This is a genomic window from Acinetobacter sp. ANC 4204 (assembly GCF_002135205.1).
Classification (GTDB): domain Bacteria; phylum Pseudomonadota; class Gammaproteobacteria; order Pseudomonadales; family Moraxellaceae; genus Acinetobacter.
Genome location: NZ_NEFZ01000016.1, coordinates 1 through 19,249, shown reverse-complemented (window position 1 = coordinate 19,249; position 19,249 = coordinate 1). Strand labels below are relative to the sequence as shown.

The following is a 19,249-nucleotide window of genomic DNA, read 5'->3' as shown; positions in this document are numbered from 1 at the left end:
AAGGAGTCCTACATGAGTGGTTCTCATAACCATGATCATAGCCATGTTGAAGTGACTGCAAAAAATGCCAAGAAATTAACGCTTGCACTTGCCTTGACCACGACATTTTTAATTGTTGAGGTTATTGCTGGATTTATCACACAAAGTTTAGCCTTACTGTCCGATGCGGCGCATATGTTTACTGATGCTGCTGCTTTGGCGATTGCCTTAGCCGCCATCAAAATTGGACAAAAACCTGCCGATGATAAACGTACCTTTGGCTATCAACGGTTTGAAATCTTGGCAGCATTGTTTAATGCCATGATGTTGTTTGTGGTAGCGATTTACATTTTATATGAAGCCTATCAGCGTTTTAGCCAGCCCCCCGAAATCCAAAGTATGGGCATGTTGGTCGTTGCTGTTTTGGGTTTAATCATTAACCTAATTTCAATGAAAATTTTGGTGTCGAGCAGTCAAGACAGCTTAAATGTGAAAGGGGCTTATCTTGAGGTGCTGAGTGACGCCTTGGGCTCTGTGGGTGTGATCATAGGCGCATTGGTGATTTATTTCACGGGTTGGATGTGGGTAGATACCGCTATTGCGGTGTTGATCGGCTTTTGGGTCTTACCTCGAACTTGGGTGCTACTGAAGCAAAGTATCAATATTTTGCTCGAAGGTGTACCAAGTGAAATTGATATCGAATCTCTACGCAATGACTTGTTGGCTTTAGACGGTGTACAAGGGATTCATCAACTTAAAGTTTGGGCCATTACCTCTAAAAATGTGCATTTAACCGCGCATTTGATCGCTCCTGATGTAGATCAGAGAGCTTTATACCACCAAGCTGTGGAGTTATTAGGACATGAGCACGGCATTACCCAAGTGACTTTACAGATTGAAGATGATGAATGCCATCCACACCAACACGAACATAGTCATTAAAAAAGGCTTGACCTTAGACTTAGTCTAGGCTTTACAATAGCATCAGTTTTTTTCAGTACGACATTATGCGTTCTACCACGTGGATTAGCGTCTTAGTTGCTTTATTCATGTTCCAAAGTCTTTGGAACGTGGCGGCAGCTTTTTGCGTCCATGAAGAACAAAAAACTCAAGTCGTGACGCAACAAAATTTTCATTTTGGGCATCATCAATCCACTTTGTGTGTATCGGATGCGAAAGTACATCAACAAAGTAGTATTGATGACCATACTCAAACGGCAAATGATCAGTTTGAATTAGGTGAAGACCATCAAGATCATTTGCCCTCAATGGCACATTTGATTATTCCGAAAGAAAAAAACTATCAACTGCCGCTCGCGCTTGAGATAAAAGAACCGCCACAATTTTTTTGGCATAATGCCTATCAAGCTCCTGATTTACTGGGGCAACATCCGCCCCCTGAACTTTCCCCGCTAATGGTGGGGTAGCCTAAAATATTTCCCACCACTTCTTCTAAAAATTAGTGGGAAAAAGCATGTCGAATCAATTCAAGGCGTTTATACGCCAAGCTCTTGCTGTGGGCATAACAACAGCTACGATGCAATGGAGCTTTGCTGAACCAGTCAAGACTTTGGATGAGGCTTTGGTAAAAGTAGAGCATTATCAAAACCAAAGTGAAATTGGGCAACAGCGTCAAAGCATTTCAGAGCTGAACATCAAAAACAGTGGTTTATGGCAAAACCCTAGCTTAAATATCAATCAAGATGGTTTTGGTTCAAATACCGATCAAGAGCTCAGCATTGCCATTAGCCAACCTTTAGATGTTTTTGGACAGCGTAAGCTCAATCAAAAACTCGCAGAAACAGCACACCAACAAGGCCAATTACAGCAACAACTGTGGACAGCACAAAGCCAATTGGTGGTGAAATTTGCATGGTCGCAGTTGGCTTTAGCACAAGTTGAAAAATCGCTATATGCCGCACAGCTCAAAGTGAGTCAAAACAATTTAGACAGTGCCAAAAAGCGCTATCAGGCGGGCAGTATTGCTTTGGTTGACTATGAACGTGCGCAAATCGAAAGCTTAGATATGCAACGTTTATATCAACAAGCAATACTGGCTGAACAAGTAGCACAGCGTCAACTCTCAAACCTTTGGGGCGAAACCAAAGCCGATATTCAACTCAATGCGACCTCAATGCCATGGCCAGATCAAAGTGAAGCCACAGTACAGCGTTATATTGCTGAAGGTTGGTTGGAAAAGCTGTATGCCCTGAATATTCAACAGTCCAATTTAAACATTGAAAGTTTAAAAGTGCAGGCCCGTCCCAATCCGACCTTAAATGTCGGCATGAAACGGAGTCAAGCACCGAATGAAAATAGCGATACCACATTAGGTGTCGGCGTGGATATTCCACTGAATATTTTTAACCGTCAGCAATACAGCATTCCGATGGCCCAGCGTCAGCAAAGCTTGTTGAATCAGCAGCAGCAGCGCGAGTTAAAGCAGCAAATTTTAGATATTGCCAATGCCATGCATGAGCTCAAAGGACTAAAACAGCAGTTCGGTGCGATCAGTCAACAAACGTCTTTGGCAGAACAAGTGCAAGTACGCACACTACAAGGTTTCAAAGCTGGAAAGCTATCCATTACCGACATTCAACAAGCCAACTTACAACTGCAAAGCATTCGCCTTGGGCAGTTACAGTTATTACGTCAAGCGTGGCAGACCGCATTGACCGCGGAAGCGCTTAGCCTCGGCACCAGCTATGAACAGATCAGTAGTTCAGATGCTTATAGCCAAATCAGTAAAAACTCAATCGCACAAATACAAGACCTCATCCTTGGCGGAGCACAATAATATGCAACTGAAGAACCAATTTGGAAAAATATCACAGCCATTGATGATTGGGCTTTTGCTTCTAGCAACGCTCCTGATTGCTATAGGAATTTGGTTTAGCTCAAAAGATAAAACCACCGATGAACATGAGCATGGGGAACATGAAGAATCTGAACATGCGGATGAGCCCGAGGCAGAAAAAGGACATGCTGAGGAAGGTGAAATTCAACTGACAGCGCAGCAACTGACAGAGCAAGGCATTCAAATCGCTTCGGCTCAACAAGGCGTGGTGTCTCAAGTCACTGTTTTACCTGGAAAGCTTGTGGTGAATACCGATCAGCAAGCCCACATTTCGCCAAACTTTGGTGGGCATGTGGAGCGGGTGAACGTGGAGCTTGGTCAAAACGTACAAAAAGGACAAACTTTAGCTGTCCTGTCCGTTCCCGAACTGATTGATCAACAAGCCAATTTACGGATGGCTCAAGCCAGTTTGGACTTGGCACGTCAAGATTATCAACGTGAACAGCAGTTATGGTCACAGGGCATTTCAGCTAAACAAGACTACCAACGGGCAGAAAATGCTTACCGACAGGCACAGATTACTGTGCAATCCGTGCAAAGTCGTTTAAATGCACTGGGGGCAACAGGTGGTATAAATGGTCGTTTTGCCATTACAGCGCCCATCTCAGGGGTGATTAGCCAAAAAGATATCGTGGTGGGTGAAAACGTACAATTGGCCGATCAACTGTTTGTGATTGAACAATTTAAAGAGTTGTGGCTTGAGTTTAATCTGCCTGCACAGTTATCAAGTCAATTACAAACCAATCAAAGTGTAACGTTCAAACCAAATGCCTCTGAGCAAAAATATCAAGCCGTCATCCAAAGCTTAACCTCTCAGGCCGATGCCCAAACGGGGCGCTTAGTGGTACGCGCTAAATTAAAAAGCCAAGCGGCTGAATTACGTCCAAATGTTTTGGTGAATATCTTTTTAGACAATACCAGTTCCAAAACAGCGCTTCGTGTCCATAAAAGTGCTATTCAAAACATTGAAGGTCAAACGTCAGTATTTGTGGTCGACGCTGAACAAAAAGGGCAAGTGCATTTGAAAGCACAGCCTGTTGTACTTGGACAAGCGTCAAATGATGGTCAATGGATTGAAGTCGTTTCAGGTATAAAAGCAGGACAACGCTATGTCAGTCAAGGCAGCTTTGTTCTTAAATCTGAACTCGAAAAAGGCGAGGCTGATCATGCACACTAATCATGATTTACCCAAGCCTGAGGGTTTGTTTGAACGAATTATTCAGTTCTCTATTCAAAATGCCATTTGGGTCATGCTCTTTGTCTGCACTTGGATTGCGGTTGGTGTATACAGCTATCAAAAACTGCCGATTGATGCAGTGCCCGATATTACCAATACGCAAGTACAAATTAATACCCAAGCCAATGGTTTTACCGCACTGGAGGTTGAGCAGCGGATTACCTATCCAATTGAAACGGCAATGGCGGGTATTCCAGATTTACAGTTGACTCGTTCTATTTCACGCTATGGTTTGTCCCAAGTCACCATCGTATTTAAGGATGGTACAGACATCTATTGGGCACGCCAGCAGATTAATCAGCGGGTACAAGAAGCCAAAGCGGATTTACCCAGTGATGTTTCTCCAACCATGTCGCCAGTTTCGACGGGTTTAGGTGAAATTTATCAATGGGTCATTAAAGCTGAACCGAATGCCAAAAAAGCCGATGGTACAGCTTATAGCGCGATGGACTTGCGGGAGATCCAAGATTGGATCGTTCGTCCACAATTGCAACGTGTTGCAGGGGTTGCAGAGGTCAACAGTATTGGCGGGTTTAATAAAACCTATGTGGTTGCTCCTGACTTAAACCGTATGCAGCAGTTAAATATTTCCTTGAGCCAACTGCAAACTGCTTTACAGGAAAATAATGAAAATCGTGGGGCAGGTTTTATTGAGGAAAATGGTCAGCAGCTCACAGTTCGTGTGCCTGGCACACTCAACAGTCTTGCAGACATTGAAAATACAACAGTTGCCAGCCCAAATGGTAGCCCGATCCGTGTTGCGGATATTGCGCAGGTTTCAATTGATCATGACCTCAGAACAGGAGGCGCAACCTATAACGGCGAAGAAACTGTACTCGGCATCGCTATGATGATGATGGGTGAAAACAGTCGAACGGTGTCTAAAGCTGTAGATGCCAAAATTCAAGAGGTGCAAAGCAGTTTACCGCAAGGCGTTAAAATCGAAACAGTTTATGACCGCACAACTTTGGTGGAAAAAGCCATTAAAACGGTGCAAAAGAACTTGGTTGAAGGCGCAATCTTGGTGATTGTGATCCTGTTTTTATTCTTGGGTAATATTCGTGCTGCGTTAATTACAGCCTGTGTGATTCCACTGTCTATGCTGTTTACTTTAACAGGCATGGCACAACAGAACATCAGTGCCAACCTGATGAGTTTAGGGGCATTGGATTTCGGTATTATTGTCGACGGTGCAGTGGTAATTGTTGAAAACTGTATTCGCCGTTTAGCCCATGCACAACAACTGCTCAAACGACCGTTAACTCAGTCGGAACGCTTTAAGGAAGTATTTTTAGCAGCGCGCCAAGCTCGTCGTCCACTTATTTTTGGTCAGCTGATTATTTTAGTGGTGTATTTACCGATTTTTGCATTGACTGGTGTAGAAGCAAAAATGTTCCACCCAATGGCTTTGACGGTTGTTCTTGCACTGGTTGCGGCCATTATTTTGTCGATCAGCTTTGTGCCTGCGGCTGTTGCACTTTTTGTTAAAGGTGACATTAAAGAAACGGAAAGCCGTTGGATGTTGTGGTTAAAAGAGCGATATCAGCGAGTATTAGACTGTGCCTATCAGTACAAAGCGGTAGTTTTAACTTTTGCACTGTGCTTATTGGTATTAACAGGTTTACTCGCAACGCGGATCGGCAGTGAGTTTGCACCGCAACTGAGTGAAGGTGACTTTGCTGTACAGCAACTGCGTTCCCCAAGCACAGGTTTAGAAGAATCACTTCGTATTCAGGAAAATACGGAAAAGCTACTCCTGAAAAAATTCCCTGAAATACACGCTATTTTTGCGCGTACAGGAACTGCTGAGGTAGCGACCGATGTAATGCCACCGAATATTTCAGATGGTTATGTCATGTTAAAACCCCGTGATGCGTGGCCAAACCCGAAAGAAACATTGGATGAACTGCGTAGCCGTATGCAGGCGTATTTGGCGACATTGCCCGGTAACAACAGTGAGTTTTCTCAGCCAATTGAACTGCGTTTCAATGAGTTAATATCGGGTGTACGTAGTGATGTCGGTGTCAAAATCTTTGGTGATGACATGCAAGTATTAAATGCGGAAGCTGAAAAAATCAGTAAATTGATTCAACAAGTTTCAGGCAGTACCGCAGTTAAAGTTGAACAAACATCGGGCTTACCTTTGCTTAATGTTGAAATTGATAAAAGTTTGGCAGCGCAATATGGCCTAAGTGTTAAAACCATACAAGACTATGTGTCAGCAAGCATTGGTGGGCAAAATGTCGGTGAAATTTTACAGGGTGACCGCCGTTTTGACTTTGTGATTCGACTCAGTGAACAAGACCGTAGTGTCAGTGGTATTGCGCAACTGCCAATACAACTTCCAAATGGCGGCAGTATTTTACTCACTGATATTGCCACGGTAAAAATGATGGATGGCATCAACCAAGTCAGCCGTGAAAATGGCAAACGTCGTGTGATTGTCACTGCGAATGTCGAAGGGCGTGATTTGGGCTCTTTTGTCACAGAGGTACAAACTCAACTGAAGCAGTATCCACTACCAAGTGGCTATTGGATTGAATATGGTGGTCAGTTTGAAAATCTGGCCTCGGCACAGGCTCGAATGCAGATTGTGATTCCACTGGCATTATTGACGATCTTTATTTTGCTGATGGCTGTTTTCCATAACATGAAAGAAAGCTTACTGGTGTTCACGGGTGTTCCATTTGCTTTAACAGGTGGTGTGCTTTTCTTATGGTTAAGAGACATTCCCTTGTCGATGTCGGCGGGTATTGGTTTCATTGCCTTGTCTGGCGTTGCCGTCTTAAATGGTTTGGTCATGCTGACCTTCATTAAAGAGTTAAGAGGGCAATACCACTTACATGAAGCTGTTTGGCAGGGGGCGATTTTGCGCTTAAGGCCTGTTTTAATGACCGCTTGTGTGGCGTCCTTAGGTTTTGTTCCTATGGCGCTTGCCACGGGCACAGGGGCAGAGGTTCAACGTCCACTGGCGACCGTGGTAATTGGTGGAATTATTTCTTCGACGTTATTGACCTTGGTACTATTGCCAGTGTTGTATCGTTGGATGAATGCTAAGAAAGAAACGGAAGTTTAATTCTTTAATCAACTGAAGCATGGGGAGGCACATATACCCCTCATGCTTTTTTATACTACTTGATATCAGCCTAATCGCATTTAGGAGTTAAAAATGGCAAATCTGTTATAGTCTGTTATATTTTTTTCATAAAGAACTGTATCTGTCCATTTATAGCCTAAACCTTAGAATAACAAATATAGATAAAGCGTTGAGGTATTGGAAATGAACTTTTTACTGAAAAAAAATAAAGCTTGGTTTGTATTCTTTATCATTACTTTATATTCATTTCTTGGATTTTTTCTCGGATTCATTATTTGGGAATATGTTCTAAAGTAAAGCTAAACATCACGATGCAAAGGCGCAACAAAAAATGCTTTGTATGATGTTCAAACAGATATTTTTTAAGATTCAACAAAAAAGAATGAGGCCTGTGTTGCTTCATTCTTTTCTATTTGTAGTCTGCATTTTAATCATCATCAGCTAAATACATAACACTGTGTATTTAAAATGCATGATGCGCCTTACATACTTTTCTATCAATGAGTTGATAAAGACTTAAATCACTTCAAAGCCAATACCTGCATGCTGTTTTAAGCGTTCAACATAGCGCTCATCAAACATCGTTGCAGGGGTCCAAAAACCGCCATTTCGTCCCGTTTTCTCGCCATTTTTATGATGATCCAAAACTAAACTTAATGCTGCTTGCCCCAACATTTTTCCTGTTGACCCATAACCTGGATCACGGTCGCCTGTGACTTTGATTCGAAGACTTTGTCCTGCATCTGACTTGCCAATAAATCGTAAATCAAAACGGCCAGAGCGTTGTTGCTCGGGTGTCGGGCCTTCGCCTGATTTTGGGAGCATATAGCGCTCCATCAATTTACTGACAGGCTTGGTAACCGCTGCAAGCATGAATGCACCTAATCCTGCGACCAAGCTATAAGCTTTGACACGACCATTCCAACCTTGGCCTGTCAGCATGGCTTCGTTATAGCTAAAGTTTGCCCCATAGGCATTGTTTGCAAGTGCATTTGAACGGTGCACAACCCGTTCATTAACAGCAGACATAACAAAGGGGGCAATCCATGCATCAAAATCGCTGTCAAACTCAGCCGATTTTACATAGTGTTGACGTGCACTGAGTGTATGATTTTGTGGCACAAGGAGGTACGGGTTCACTAAAGCTTTGCGTAGTGCAGGATCAGCTGCGGCTTCTTGTATGACATTGATTAAACTGGCCACCGTTCCGCCAGAAGCGCCGCCTTTTAAAACTTTCACTCGCATTTTGACGTTGGTCGCTGGGGCATGCCAAAGTTGCTGTGCTTGCTGTTGTAAAAAATACACGCCCATATCAGAAGGGACAGAATCAAAACCGCAACAATGTACAATCCGTGCTCCAGAGTGTTCGGCTTGGCTTTGATACTTGTCGATCATTTTTTTAATCCATTGTGTTTCACCCGTAAGGTCACAATAGTCTGTACCTGTTTCAACACAGGCCTTGATCATCGGTTCACCGTAAAGTGCATAAGGACCTACGGTTGAAACAACCACACGGGTTTGTTCACATAGCGTGTGAATTGCGTCAGTATCATTGACATCTGCAATCATAATGTCCAAATTTTGTGCTTTTTCACCAAGCTTATTTTTTAACGCATTGAGTTTGCTTGATGACCGGCCAGCGATTGCCCACTGAATTTGTTCAGCTGACTCACCTTGCATTGAGAGGTAGTCACTTAGGTAAGTTGTCAAAATTTGTCCAACGAAGCTGGTTGCACCAAATACCACCAAATCATATTTTTTGTTTTTTATTGCCGTCATGGAGAAACTCCTCATGGAATCATGCTTAAGGTCGGTAGTACACCTGTGTTTGCTATAAATACTATAAGCTTTAAGTGAACTTGAATGTCAAGTCGGGAAAGGTGTAAATATTTACAGACATAAAATTGCTATTTATTCGCAACCTTTTACATGAATCACAGCATTAGAAAAGATTTTCACATGCTGACATTTCAATATAACCTTTCTTTTTTCTGACAGTATGCTATGTCATTAACAATAGATATGCTGGATCTTAAGTACTGCTTTAAGCAGAGGCCAATGATGTCAGTAAGACAGGGAGGCATTACATTCTTAGATATTCGTTACCCATCAAAATGTAATAAATAACATGGCTGTGCCCATAAAAATGAGAGATTAAACGTGTATTCAAGTATTTTCAGGGAATGTTGACCGTGATCCTGAAATCTTTGACTTTGAATTATTGGTCATTATGCAAAGCTAATCCAAAAATTTAGTATCTAGATGCAAAATCCACTTTAACTATGGGTGACCTAAAGATTGCTCATTTTATTTTGAGAGTGCATAAAAATCACTTGACATTAAAGTTAACTTTAACCTTAAAGTAGTTATCAGATCAAAAGAGGTGATCATGATGAACATATTTGATGCATTAACCCTACCCAATGGGACAACGATTCCAAACCGCCTTGCTAAAGCGGCAATGGAAGAGAACATGGCAACTTTAGAGCAAGCACCATCACAAGATTTATTTAATCTTTATCATACTTGGGTAGAAATTCATGCTGCACATGGCTATTTACTCAGTCAATTTCTATCACCACTCAGTAACCAACGCCAAGATCAGTGGGGTGGTTCATTGGAAAACCGTGCTCGAATTTTACTCGAAATTGTGAAAGCGGTACGTGCAGTTGTGTCTGATCAATTTGCAGTTGCGGTAAAACTTAACTCGGCCGACTTTCAGCGTGGTGGCTTTAGTGCAGACGATGCCAAGCAAGTGGTTGAAATGTTGAATGAGCTTGCTGTGGATTTGGTTGAACTTTCTGGTGGTAGTTACGAGGCCCCTGCAATGCAAGGCCAAGCCCGTGATGGAAGAACGCTTGCACGTGAAGCTTACTTTTTAGAATTTGCTACAGAAATTCGTAAAATCGCTCGAATGCCGATTATGGTCACAGGGGGAATTCGTCGTCAGCCTGTGGCTGAGCAGGTCATACAAAGTGGTGTAGAAATGGTGGGGATTGGGACTGCGCTTGCCTTAGAGCCAAATTTACCTAATGCGTGGAAACTAGGTCAAAATCTTGCCCCTGAACTCAAACCAATAGAGTGGGAAAACAAGGCACTCGCTTCGGTTGCCAACTTGTCAACTGTAAAGTTTCAGCTACGCAAATTGAGTCAAGGTAAGAAACCGAACCCTAGAGTATCACCATTTTGGGCATTGATTTTACAGCAACTTGCAATGAGCAAACGTACTAAGCAATATCGTCATCGTATGCAACGCCGTGCAAAAGCTTTGGTTTAAGTCTAAGAGAGCAAACGTCACATAGCATAAAATAGTTGCTTATGTCCTGACTAAAAGAGGGTGTAAAAGTCATCATCGTGAGAAATATCAGTCCGTGAATAAACTCACTGGTATTTTTCTTTATTCTCTACCGCATGCTTAAATATGATTGATTTTTGTATATCACAGGCTTCAAGTTCACTTGAATATAAAGAGGGTATTTCGTATGAATATTAGTGAGTTGTCGAAACTGAGTGGGTTGAGTACGCCTACAATTCGCTATTATGAGCAAATCCAGTTATTGCCTAAACCTAAGCGTTTATCGAATGGTTACCGTCAATATTCAGAAGAGGATTTAAAACAATTGTATTTGATCAGGCAGGCACAACAAGTTGGCTTTTCCTTAGAAGAGATCAAATCGTTGATCCCTGCAAATATTGCTAACTGGAATCATGAAAAATTGATTCAGACCTTGAAGGACAAAGTACAAGAAATTGTAAAAATGCAAAAAATGTTGGCTGAAAATAAAAAGAACTTACTGATCCTGATTGATTCGATACAAAATAAGCCCCGAGACTTAAGCTGCGAAGAAAATGCACACCGACTACTTAATACATACTATGCCGAATCTGAAAGTGAGGCTTAGTTGAACACTTAAATAATGAAAAAGCGAAAGCACAGATAAGGAGAGCGTTTTTTTAAGCGGTATTTTTTTCCAGTAAAAAATCAATGAGCGTCCTTACACGTTTAGACTTTTGACTATTTTGTAAATAGTAGAGATAAACAGGAGGGAATGTTCTCCAGTATGGCTTGAGCACAGGAATAAAGTTTTCTTGATCAGGCTGTTGTTTTAAATTTATTAAAAAAATTCGACCGATACCGATACCTTGCCGAATTGCATCCATATTGACTTCTATATCATTAGCAATGAAAGAGACAGGCATTTCAACACTAATTTCTTTTCCATCTTCTTGTAAAAGCAATGGAGAAAGCGTATTCGCTGTTGTAAAACGATAGCCGATTAACTGATGTTGTTTTAAATCTACAGGTTTTTGCGGAACTCCATGCTGTTCAAGATAATGTTTTGATGCGAATAATCCTTGAGTTTGTTTGGGTAAAATTTGACGTGCTACCACATGTTCTTCAATTTTATTTCCAAAGCGAATACCTAGATCATAGCCCTCTTTTGAAACGTTGACCGTTCCATCGTTAATCGCAATTTCAAGTTGAATACGTGGGTATCGTTGATAGAACTCACCTAAATAGGGCTGTAAAACACTTAGATAGGCATAACGAGCTGTTGTGATTCGCACAATACCAGCAGGTTCACTCTTTAAGTCTTGAACACTTTCTAGCGCGATTGTTAACGCTTTAATTGGTTCTTGTGTGTTTTGAAACAGATGTTGTCCCGCTTCTGTAAGCTCCAAATGACGTGTGGTGCGATTAAATAAGGGTAAGCCTATAGTTTGCTCAAGTAGTTTTAAGGACTTACTGACAGCAGGTGGGGCAGTTTCAAGCTGCCGTGCAGCTGCAGCTAAACTTCCCTCATTGACGATGGCATGGAATACAACCAAATAATTATAAATTGAGCCATTCATATCAATGCACAACTATTAACTTTTAGATACTAATGTAGTACCAATTACCTACCTTATCAATCACAATTTTTCTGACTACCATTCATTCATGTTCAACCCGATGTGGGCTTAAGTGGTAATCTGGTTAAGACAAGCATTGTATGCGTCTCAACAGCAGGCTTAATTTTCTAAAGGTAAATATGATGAAAAAAATACTCGTAATTTCAGGACATCCCAATTTACAAGATTCGGTTGCGAATACAGCCATTCTCAATCACGTAACAACTGCACTCCCTCATGCAAAAATTCGTAAGTTAGATGAACTTTACCCAGATGAAGTTTTCGATATTGAGCTTGAACAACAAGCACTGTTAGCTGCGGACATCATTGTGTGGCAGTTTCCATTTCATTGGTATGCATTACCAGCACTGCTTAAAAAATGGCTAGATCAGGTTTTTCTACATGGTTTTTCTCATGGCTCAAATGCGAAATTGGGCGGTAAGCAATTGATTTTGTCCTTTACCACGGGAGCTCCCGAAGTTGCTTATGCGCCAAATGCAATCATGCAACACTCACTTGAAACGCTATTGGCACCCTTCGACAGTCTTGCTGCATTATGCAATTTAGACATACAAGCACCAGTCTATACAACAGGTGTTAGCTATCTTGCACGTGGCGATGAAGATGGTTTACAGCAACAGACTATGGCCGCGCAGGAACATGCACAACGTTTAGTGCGCCAAATTGAAAACTTATATTGAGATGTAAATATTCAGTTATTCAGCCTTTACGGCATGATTTTACTCAGCACTTTAAATTGATACTTATGCTTTAATTTTTTGGAAATGGTTCAAATGTATTTAATCCATGTTTCTGTTGATCTCGGTGAGATCAGCGAGCAATACCATGCTCAACACATTGAATTTTTAAATCAGCAATTTGACAATAAAGTCTTTTTGACTTTTGGTCGAAATCTCTCAAAAAACAGTGCTGGGGTTATTATTGCCCAAGCTGAAAATCAAGATGAATTAGAGCGGATTGAGGCACTAGACCCTTATGTTAAACATCGGTGTGCGAACTATGAAATAGAAGAGTTTTCTCCATTAAAAATTGCAAAAGATTTTCATCTTTTTAAATAATACCATGGAACATAAAAATGAAGCTAATGAATAAAGTCGCTTTGGTCACGGGAGGCGGCTCTGGCATCGGTCGAAAAATTGCTGAACGTTTAGCCAATGAAGGGGCAAAAGTTTTGATTATGGGACGAACACGTGCGCCTTTAGTTGAAACAAGTCAACATCAAAATATTGACTATGTCGTTGGTGATATTGCATGTTTGGAAGACATTTCAAACACGATTGCTGAGCTTAAACACCGCTTTGGTCGCTTGGATATTTTAGTGAATAATGCAGGTGTTGCTCCCGTTGCAAGTATCGAAAACTTAGATATTTTATCTTTTGATGCTATTTTTCATATCAATGTTCGTGGTCCTGTGGAGTTTATTCGTCAAAGTTTAGATTTATTGCGGGAGTCCAAAGGAAGCGTCATCAATATTGGCTCTTCGGTCAGCCAACGACCACTTGCAAACATGGCTCTATATTCGGCCAGTAAGGCAGCACTTTCAGCAATCACAAAGTCTTTGGCAAGAGAGTTGGCTGTAGAAAAAATTCGAGTAAATGCTGTTTCAGTTGGCCCAATTGATAGCCCAATTTATGAAAAAGCGGATTTATCTTTTGAAGAATCTCAGGCCCATATTGATAAAGTCAGCCAAATGATTCCGTTGGGGTATTTTGGTCAACCTGATGATGTTGCTTCGGTCGTTGCATTTTTAGCATCAGATGAAGCCAGTTTTGTGACTGGCGCTGAGTATGCTGTAGATGGTGGTTTTACAGCTTAGTGAATCAATTTATTTAGCCTCAAATCTATAAAAATGACTGAGAAACCAGACATGATCTAGCATAGATCATGTCTGGTTTTGGCTCTTAAAACCTCCATTGCACCGAGAGCGATGCATTTAAAGGATCGCCTGGTTGAATCCACATATCGCTATAGCTTGCGACATAGTAAGTTTCATCTAAAAGATTATGCACATTGAGCTGATAACGTAGCTGATCTGATGGGGCATAGTAAGCGTTTAAGTTGAGTAACGTATATTCAGGTAAGTTGAAGCCATTATCTGTACTGTGTCCACTACGTTTACCAACATAGACTGCCGTTGCGCCAACTCCAACTTTGTCTGCATTGGCAAGATCCCATTCGTAGTTGCTACTCACAGAACCACTATGTTTTGGCACATTACTCAACCTCGAACCTTTAACAAGGCTCTGGTCTTTTTCCACTTGTGCATCTGTATAGCTATAATTTGCACGGACAGAGAGTCGATCACTCAGTTGGGTTTCAATATCGAACTCTAAGCCTTTACTAGATACTTCTCCAGCGGTGATCTGATAACTACTATCTGTTGGATCGGTAGTCAGTACATTTTCTTTATCCATTTTAAACAGGGCTAAACTGATTAAACTTTGTGGGTTTATTTGATATTTCCCACCAATTTCATAGCTTTTGCCTTTTTCAGGATTAAAAACATTGCCATTTTTGTCCATTCCACTGTTGAGGGCAAAGGATTTTCCGTAGTTGGCGTACCATGACCAACGATCATTCAGTCGGTAATTCAACCCCAAGCGTGGACTGGTTTGTTGCAAGTCTTGTTGGTTGGATGTATGTGCAAGTTTATTTTGAAAATCTTGGCTAATGTGATCAAAACGCGCACCGAACAGCACACTCCATTGATCATTCAGAAAAATTTGATCTTGTAAATTCAGTGCAAAATAGCGTTGCTGTTCTTCGGTATTAATGAAAAGTGGAAGCTCTGGCGAATACTGTCCATAATTTGGATCATAGATATCAATGCTATTTGGCACGCTACTGCTGTGGTTTCGACGCAGTTGTAATTGACGGTACTTCATTTGCCCAAGTTCAGTGCTCAAAAGTACTTCATGGCGTGCCCAGCCTTGTTGGATTTTCCCAAGTAGCTCCGTTTGAAAGAGAACATCATCACTTTTATTGTCACGATAGCGACGTTGACGTTCTAATGTCCGTCCATCACTCTGAATACGACGAGGTTCACTGGAAAATCCTTTGAGTTGAGTATCTTTTACGCTGAGTGCATTATTCATTTTCCAGTCATCATTAAACTGATGCGCAAGTCGAAGCTGATAAAAATGATCTTTTTGAATATGATCACCATCATCAGGTTCGCCTGTAAAGGTTTTTGGGTCCATCACAAATTGTTTTTGATAACTGCTCACACCACGATCAAAAGTTCCATCTTGTCGGGTAAATTCGCTATCAAAGTCCAATTGGGTCGAATCTGAAATTTTCCATGTAAGTTGAGGGGAGAAAAACCAACGCTCACTGTGCACATGATCACGAAAACTTTGATTATCTTCATGTGCTACCGCAATACGATAAGCCACAGCATCATTTATTGGGCTAGTATGTTCAAAACTGGCACGATACTTTTCTAAACTGTTAGCACGTAAATTAACTTCTGAAGAGCTTTCCCACTGCGGTTTTTTGGTGTTGATATTGAGTAAACCACCAGCTTCCCCGCGACCATATAAAGCGGCCATAGGGCCTTTTAAAAAGTCGAGTGATTCAATATTCACCATGTCTCGCGGCGCACTGAGTCCACGGTTGACACTTAGGCCATTTCTTATAATTTGTGCCCCAATATTTGGGTCTGTACTAAAACCTCTGAATGAGAAGTTATCCCAAAATCCGCCACCATAATTGGTTTGATTATAAACACCACTTACTTGTGTTAGTGCGTCATCAATACGCTGTACATCTTGTTGTTGAATTAGAGCTTTAGATAACAAACTTCGACTGAAAGGTACGTCTAAAATGTCATGAGAAAACTTAGTCATTGCGGTACTTTGTTGCAAGCTTTCATCTTCAGTTTCGGCTTGCAATTGGATGGTCTTGAGTACTTCTGTAGAGGTTTCAGCCCATGTAAAAGAACTTAATAGGCTTAAATATAAACTGGAAGAAAGAAGTGTAAATTTATTCATCATGATGGAGCGTAGTTTAGATGTTGTATTGTTATGTTATAACATTTTATTGGGTTTGTGTTAGCAATATTGGTTTAATCTCTAAAAAAATGAAATAAATCAAAAAGTATAGAAATAAATATTCATCATGACACAATTAAAAAAATGGGTTTAATTTTTCATTTCATTCTTAGCCATTTATTTAATGCCTGAGCCAAAATTCAGGTTTACTCAGATTACAGATGACGTTGTCAAGTCGTATATTTCTTGTAGACCTTAAGGCCAGACTAAAAGCTGTATGAGATTTTTATTTTTAAGGTTATTTCAAAATTATTTAAAAAGCTGAGATATGTTGAATAATGTGCTTGTTCATTCTAAGAAAATTGTGAATACTCAAGCCGCAAAACTTGGGCTGTAATATTATTTTTTGGGGTTAGCAACTACTGTGAAAACGTATCCTTTTTCTCGTTTACAAAAAGCATTACTGGCGGTTGGTTCATTTTCATGTCTAGGGCTGAACTCGGTATGGGTACATGCGGCAGAAGACAGTGATGTGGCACAACTTGCAACCATAACAGCGACTGCTCAAGCTGAACCAGCTGCGTATTATCAACCCAAAGTTAATTTGTCTGGTTTTGCCCAGCAAAACCTTGCAGCCATTCCTGCATCTATTAACACCGTTACTGCTGAACTGATAGCAGATCAACATGCGAAAACACTCAGCGATGTAGTAAAAAACGATGCATCTGTTGGTGATGGCTATGCACCGATTGGCTACTATGCAAACTTTGTAATGCGGGGATTTAGCCTAAATGCCGGATCAAGTTATTTACTGAACGGTAATTTGCTTCGTGGTGAGCAAAATGTAGCGCTTGAAAATAAAGAGCAAGTCGAAATACTCAAAGGCATGAGCGCGATTCAAAGTGGGATGTCGACCCCAGGTGGAGTCGTGAATTATGTAAGTAAACGCCCCAAAGATGTCCAATCTTTAACTCTTGAAGCAGATAGTCATGGCGGTAGTCGTGTGGCAACAGACTTTGGTGGATGGCTTGGAGACAATCAACAGTTTGGTTATCGTGTGAATGCAGCGTATGAAGACATTCATCCCTATGTTGAACATGCTGACGGTATACGTTTGTTTGGTTCCTTGGCTTTAGACTGGAAAATTTCAGATCGTTCAAAACTCGAATTTGATATTGAATCACAGCGTCAAAAACAGCGTTCGGTACCGGGCTATCAGCTATTGGGTGGTGAAACTGTACCGACAGGAGTGGAATGGGATCGTTTGCTGGGTTATCAAAGCTGGAGCAAACCGATCACCAATGAAAGTCTAAATACGAGTCTTAAATATAGTTATCAAATCAATGATAACTGGAGTAGCAATCTGTCAGCTTCACAAAGCCGTGTGATCGTAGATGATTACTCTGCTTTTGCCTATACCTTTGACCAACAGGGTAACTATGACATTTATGATTTCCGCAGCCCAGATGACAGTTATCTCACCAATCAATTTAAAACAGGTTTGAACGGAAAATTCAGCACTGGAGCATGGCAACATAGCCTGAGTTTAGAGTTGTCACATGCTTACAAACGTCATACTCAGTATGATGCAATCAATGAATGGATAGGTTCAGGAAATATTGATCATGATCCTATTACCTATACACCTACAGATAAAGCCTTAGGTAATCATTACAAATCATTGGATAGTCAACAAACTGCTTTAAACCTACTAGATCAAATCAAATTGAATGATGCATGGTCAGTTTTGTTGGGCGGTAAGCTTTTACATTTAAATGAAAGTGCCTATGCTGCGGATGGTAACAATATTCGCGAGACCGACTTTAATCGTTTCTTACCGCAACTCGCTCTGATGTACCAGCCTTGGCAAAATACTCATCTTTATGCTTCTTATGCAAAAGGGATAAGCGATGGTAGTCAAGCGCCGTGGTATGCCAATAATGCTTATGCTACCTTAGCGCCAAGACATTCAACTCAGTACGAGTTGGGCCTTAAACAGCAATGGCAAACGATGTTGTTCACAGCGGCATTATTCGATTTAAGACAAGACAATCAATATACCAATAGTGCTAGTAATTATGTCACCGATGGTGAACAACACAACTTAGGTTTGGAATTGGGATTGCAAGGTCGTGTTGCTGAGAATCTAGATATGACATCGACGTTGGCACTGACCCGTTCACGTTTAGAAGATGTACAAGCAAATGAATATGCAGGGCATCAGACCCAAAACGTACCAAAGCTACGTTTTGCCAGTCATGTGTCTTACCAAATGCCTCAAGTCGAGGGCTTACGTTTACTTGCAGGTATGCAATACAGCAGCAGTAAATACGCCAATAAAACGGGTACGGTTAAAGTTTCAGGCTATACCGTATTCGATGCGGGTGCAGCTTATAACTTCCGTGCTTATGGTTATGAAAATATGCTGCGTCTGAACGTGGACAACCTGTTCAATAAAAAATACTGGCGCGATGCAGGAAGCTTCTTCGGGGATGATTATTTATTTCTGGGCACACCACGTACAGCGCAGTTTTCATGGACTGTGAATTTTTAAGAAATACGTTTAAGTAAATAAAAAAGGCATATTCCACAATATGCCTTTTTTATCTGATGATGAATTGTCTTAGACTTTACTAAAGGGCTCTTTTCAGTCTCTATTATATTGATAGGTCAATTATTTTTCGAACTGACTTGAAAGGTAATCACGATTGAGCCATTTCAAAACAACCTGTGTCAATGCTTTGGGCTGTTCCATAGGTATCATGTGCCCCGTATTTTCAATCACAGCCAAGTCGGAACCCTTTATTTGTTGATGTAATTCGTTGGCTTCATCTGCTGAACGGATTTGGTCTTGCTCACTGTAAATAATCAAAGTGGGGCATAAAATTTTTGTTGTATCCTGCTCATTTCTATTCAGCAGAGACTGTCTCACAAAGGTGTCATAGCCTAAATGCTGTCCCATTTTCTGAATCTTATGTATCAGCCTATCATTGTAATTATTTGAAGGGTGCAAGGTTTTCCGAATAGCCGTTGAACTTAAACCTTTAAATATTTCTTAGATTCTCAAATGAAGTGCAACAGAGATTAAATTATTGGAAAGAAGCAAGATGAGCTAGCATTTTGCTTCCGACCGACCAAAGTCAAAGTTGCATCATGAACTATACTCATCTTAC

At 41.0% G+C, this 19,249-nt stretch carries 16 protein-coding genes; 12 read left to right on the top strand and 4 right to left on the bottom strand.

Annotated features, from left to right (window positions below):
- Nucleotides 1-12 precede the first annotated feature (12 nt).
- The 6 genes from B9T36_RS18655 (at nucleotide 13) to B9T36_RS18630 (ending at nucleotide 7,467) form a co-directional block, all read left to right on the top strand.
- Complete coding sequence (locus B9T36_RS18655) at nucleotides 13-921, top strand: cation diffusion facilitator family transporter (RefSeq protein WP_086210919.1); 909 nt, start codon at nucleotides 13-15, stop codon at nucleotides 919-921.
- 65 nt (nucleotides 922-986) lie between these two features.
- Nucleotides 987-1,406 (top strand): cation efflux protein, CzcI-like, encoded by a 420-nt coding sequence (locus B9T36_RS18650; protein WP_086210918.1) that lies wholly within the window; start codon nucleotides 987-989, stop codon nucleotides 1,404-1,406.
- Nucleotides 1,407-1,453: 47 nt separating this feature from the next.
- On the top strand, nucleotides 1,454-2,776 hold the full coding sequence (locus B9T36_RS18645; protein ID WP_086210917.1) for a TolC family protein: 1,323 nt from the start codon (nucleotides 1,454-1,456) through the stop codon (nucleotides 2,774-2,776).
- A 1-nt stretch (nucleotide 2,777) separates the two neighbouring features.
- The gene (locus B9T36_RS18640; RefSeq protein ID WP_086210916.1) at nucleotides 2,778-4,013 is read left to right on the top strand and encodes an efflux RND transporter periplasmic adaptor subunit; all 1,236 of its coding nucleotides are present in this window, start codon (nucleotides 2,778-2,780) and stop codon (nucleotides 4,011-4,013) included.
- Nucleotides 4,003-7,149 carry an efflux RND transporter permease subunit gene (locus tag B9T36_RS18635; RefSeq protein ID WP_086210915.1) on the top strand — a complete coding sequence of 1,049 codons (3,147 nt, stop codon included), beginning with the start codon at nucleotides 4,003-4,005 and terminating at the stop codon, nucleotides 7,147-7,149. Before B9T36_RS18640 ends, B9T36_RS18635 begins: the two co-directional genes overlap by 11 nt.
- 204 nt (nucleotides 7,150-7,353) lie before the next feature.
- Nucleotides 7,354-7,467, top strand: a complete 114-nt coding sequence (locus tag B9T36_RS18630) for a hypothetical protein (protein WP_086210914.1) — start codon at nucleotides 7,354-7,356, stop codon at nucleotides 7,465-7,467.
- 219 nt (nucleotides 7,468-7,686) lie between these two features.
- Here the strand turns inward: B9T36_RS18630 and B9T36_RS18625 are convergent, their stop codons facing one another.
- Entirely contained in the window at nucleotides 7,687-8,940 is a 1,254-nt protein-coding gene (locus B9T36_RS18625) for a saccharopine dehydrogenase family protein (RefSeq protein WP_416202570.1), read from the bottom strand.
- A gap of 622 nt (nucleotides 8,941-9,562) precedes the next feature.
- Between B9T36_RS18625 and B9T36_RS18620 the strand changes: the two genes are divergently transcribed.
- Nucleotides 9,563-10,447, top strand: a complete 885-nt coding sequence (locus B9T36_RS18620; protein WP_086210939.1) for a hypothetical protein — start codon at nucleotides 9,563-9,565, stop codon at nucleotides 10,445-10,447.
- 205 nt (nucleotides 10,448-10,652) lie between these two features.
- Nucleotides 10,653-11,072 carry a MerR family transcriptional regulator gene (locus tag B9T36_RS18615; RefSeq protein WP_086210912.1) on the top strand — a complete coding sequence of 140 codons (420 nt, stop codon included), beginning with the start codon at nucleotides 10,653-10,655 and terminating at the stop codon, nucleotides 11,070-11,072.
- A gap of 52 nt (nucleotides 11,073-11,124) precedes the next feature.
- Here B9T36_RS18615 and B9T36_RS18610 read toward each other — a convergent pair whose 3' ends face one another.
- A complete protein-coding gene (locus B9T36_RS18610; protein WP_086210911.1) occupies nucleotides 11,125-12,024 on the bottom strand; it encodes a LysR family transcriptional regulator in 900 nt (299 codons plus the stop codon).
- A gap of 182 nt (nucleotides 12,025-12,206) precedes the next feature.
- On the opposite strand from B9T36_RS18610, the gene B9T36_RS18605 reads away from it, so the two are divergent.
- The 3 genes from B9T36_RS18605 (at nucleotide 12,207) to B9T36_RS18595 (ending at nucleotide 13,900) form a co-directional block, all read left to right on the top strand.
- On the top strand, nucleotides 12,207-12,764 hold the full coding sequence (locus tag B9T36_RS18605; RefSeq protein ID WP_086210910.1) for an NAD(P)H-dependent oxidoreductase: 558 nt from the start codon (nucleotides 12,207-12,209) through the stop codon (nucleotides 12,762-12,764).
- Between the two features lie 93 nt (nucleotides 12,765-12,857).
- Entirely contained in the window at nucleotides 12,858-13,142 is a 285-nt protein-coding gene (locus B9T36_RS18600; RefSeq protein WP_162900280.1) for a YciI family protein, read from the top strand.
- A 17-nt stretch (nucleotides 13,143-13,159) separates the two neighbouring features.
- On the top strand, nucleotides 13,160-13,900 hold the full coding sequence (locus B9T36_RS18595; protein ID WP_086210908.1) for an SDR family NAD(P)-dependent oxidoreductase: 741 nt from the start codon (nucleotides 13,160-13,162) through the stop codon (nucleotides 13,898-13,900).
- Between the two features lie 85 nt (nucleotides 13,901-13,985).
- Here B9T36_RS18595 and B9T36_RS18590 read toward each other — a convergent pair whose 3' ends face one another.
- A complete protein-coding gene (locus B9T36_RS18590; protein ID WP_086210907.1) occupies nucleotides 13,986-16,079 on the bottom strand; it encodes a TonB-dependent siderophore receptor in 2,094 nt (697 codons plus the stop codon).
- Between the two features lie 421 nt (nucleotides 16,080-16,500).
- Between B9T36_RS18590 and B9T36_RS18585 the strand changes: the two genes are divergently transcribed.
- Nucleotides 16,501-18,630 carry a TonB-dependent siderophore receptor gene (locus tag B9T36_RS18585; protein ID WP_086210906.1) on the top strand — a complete coding sequence of 710 codons (2,130 nt, stop codon included), beginning with the start codon at nucleotides 16,501-16,503 and terminating at the stop codon, nucleotides 18,628-18,630.
- Nucleotides 18,631-18,750: 120 nt separating this feature from the next.
- Here the strand turns inward: B9T36_RS18585 and B9T36_RS18580 are convergent, their stop codons facing one another.
- A complete protein-coding gene (locus tag B9T36_RS18580; protein WP_416202569.1) occupies nucleotides 18,751-19,038 on the bottom strand; it encodes an alpha/beta fold hydrolase in 288 nt (95 codons plus the stop codon).
- Between the last annotated feature and the right edge of the window lie 211 nt (nucleotides 19,039-19,249).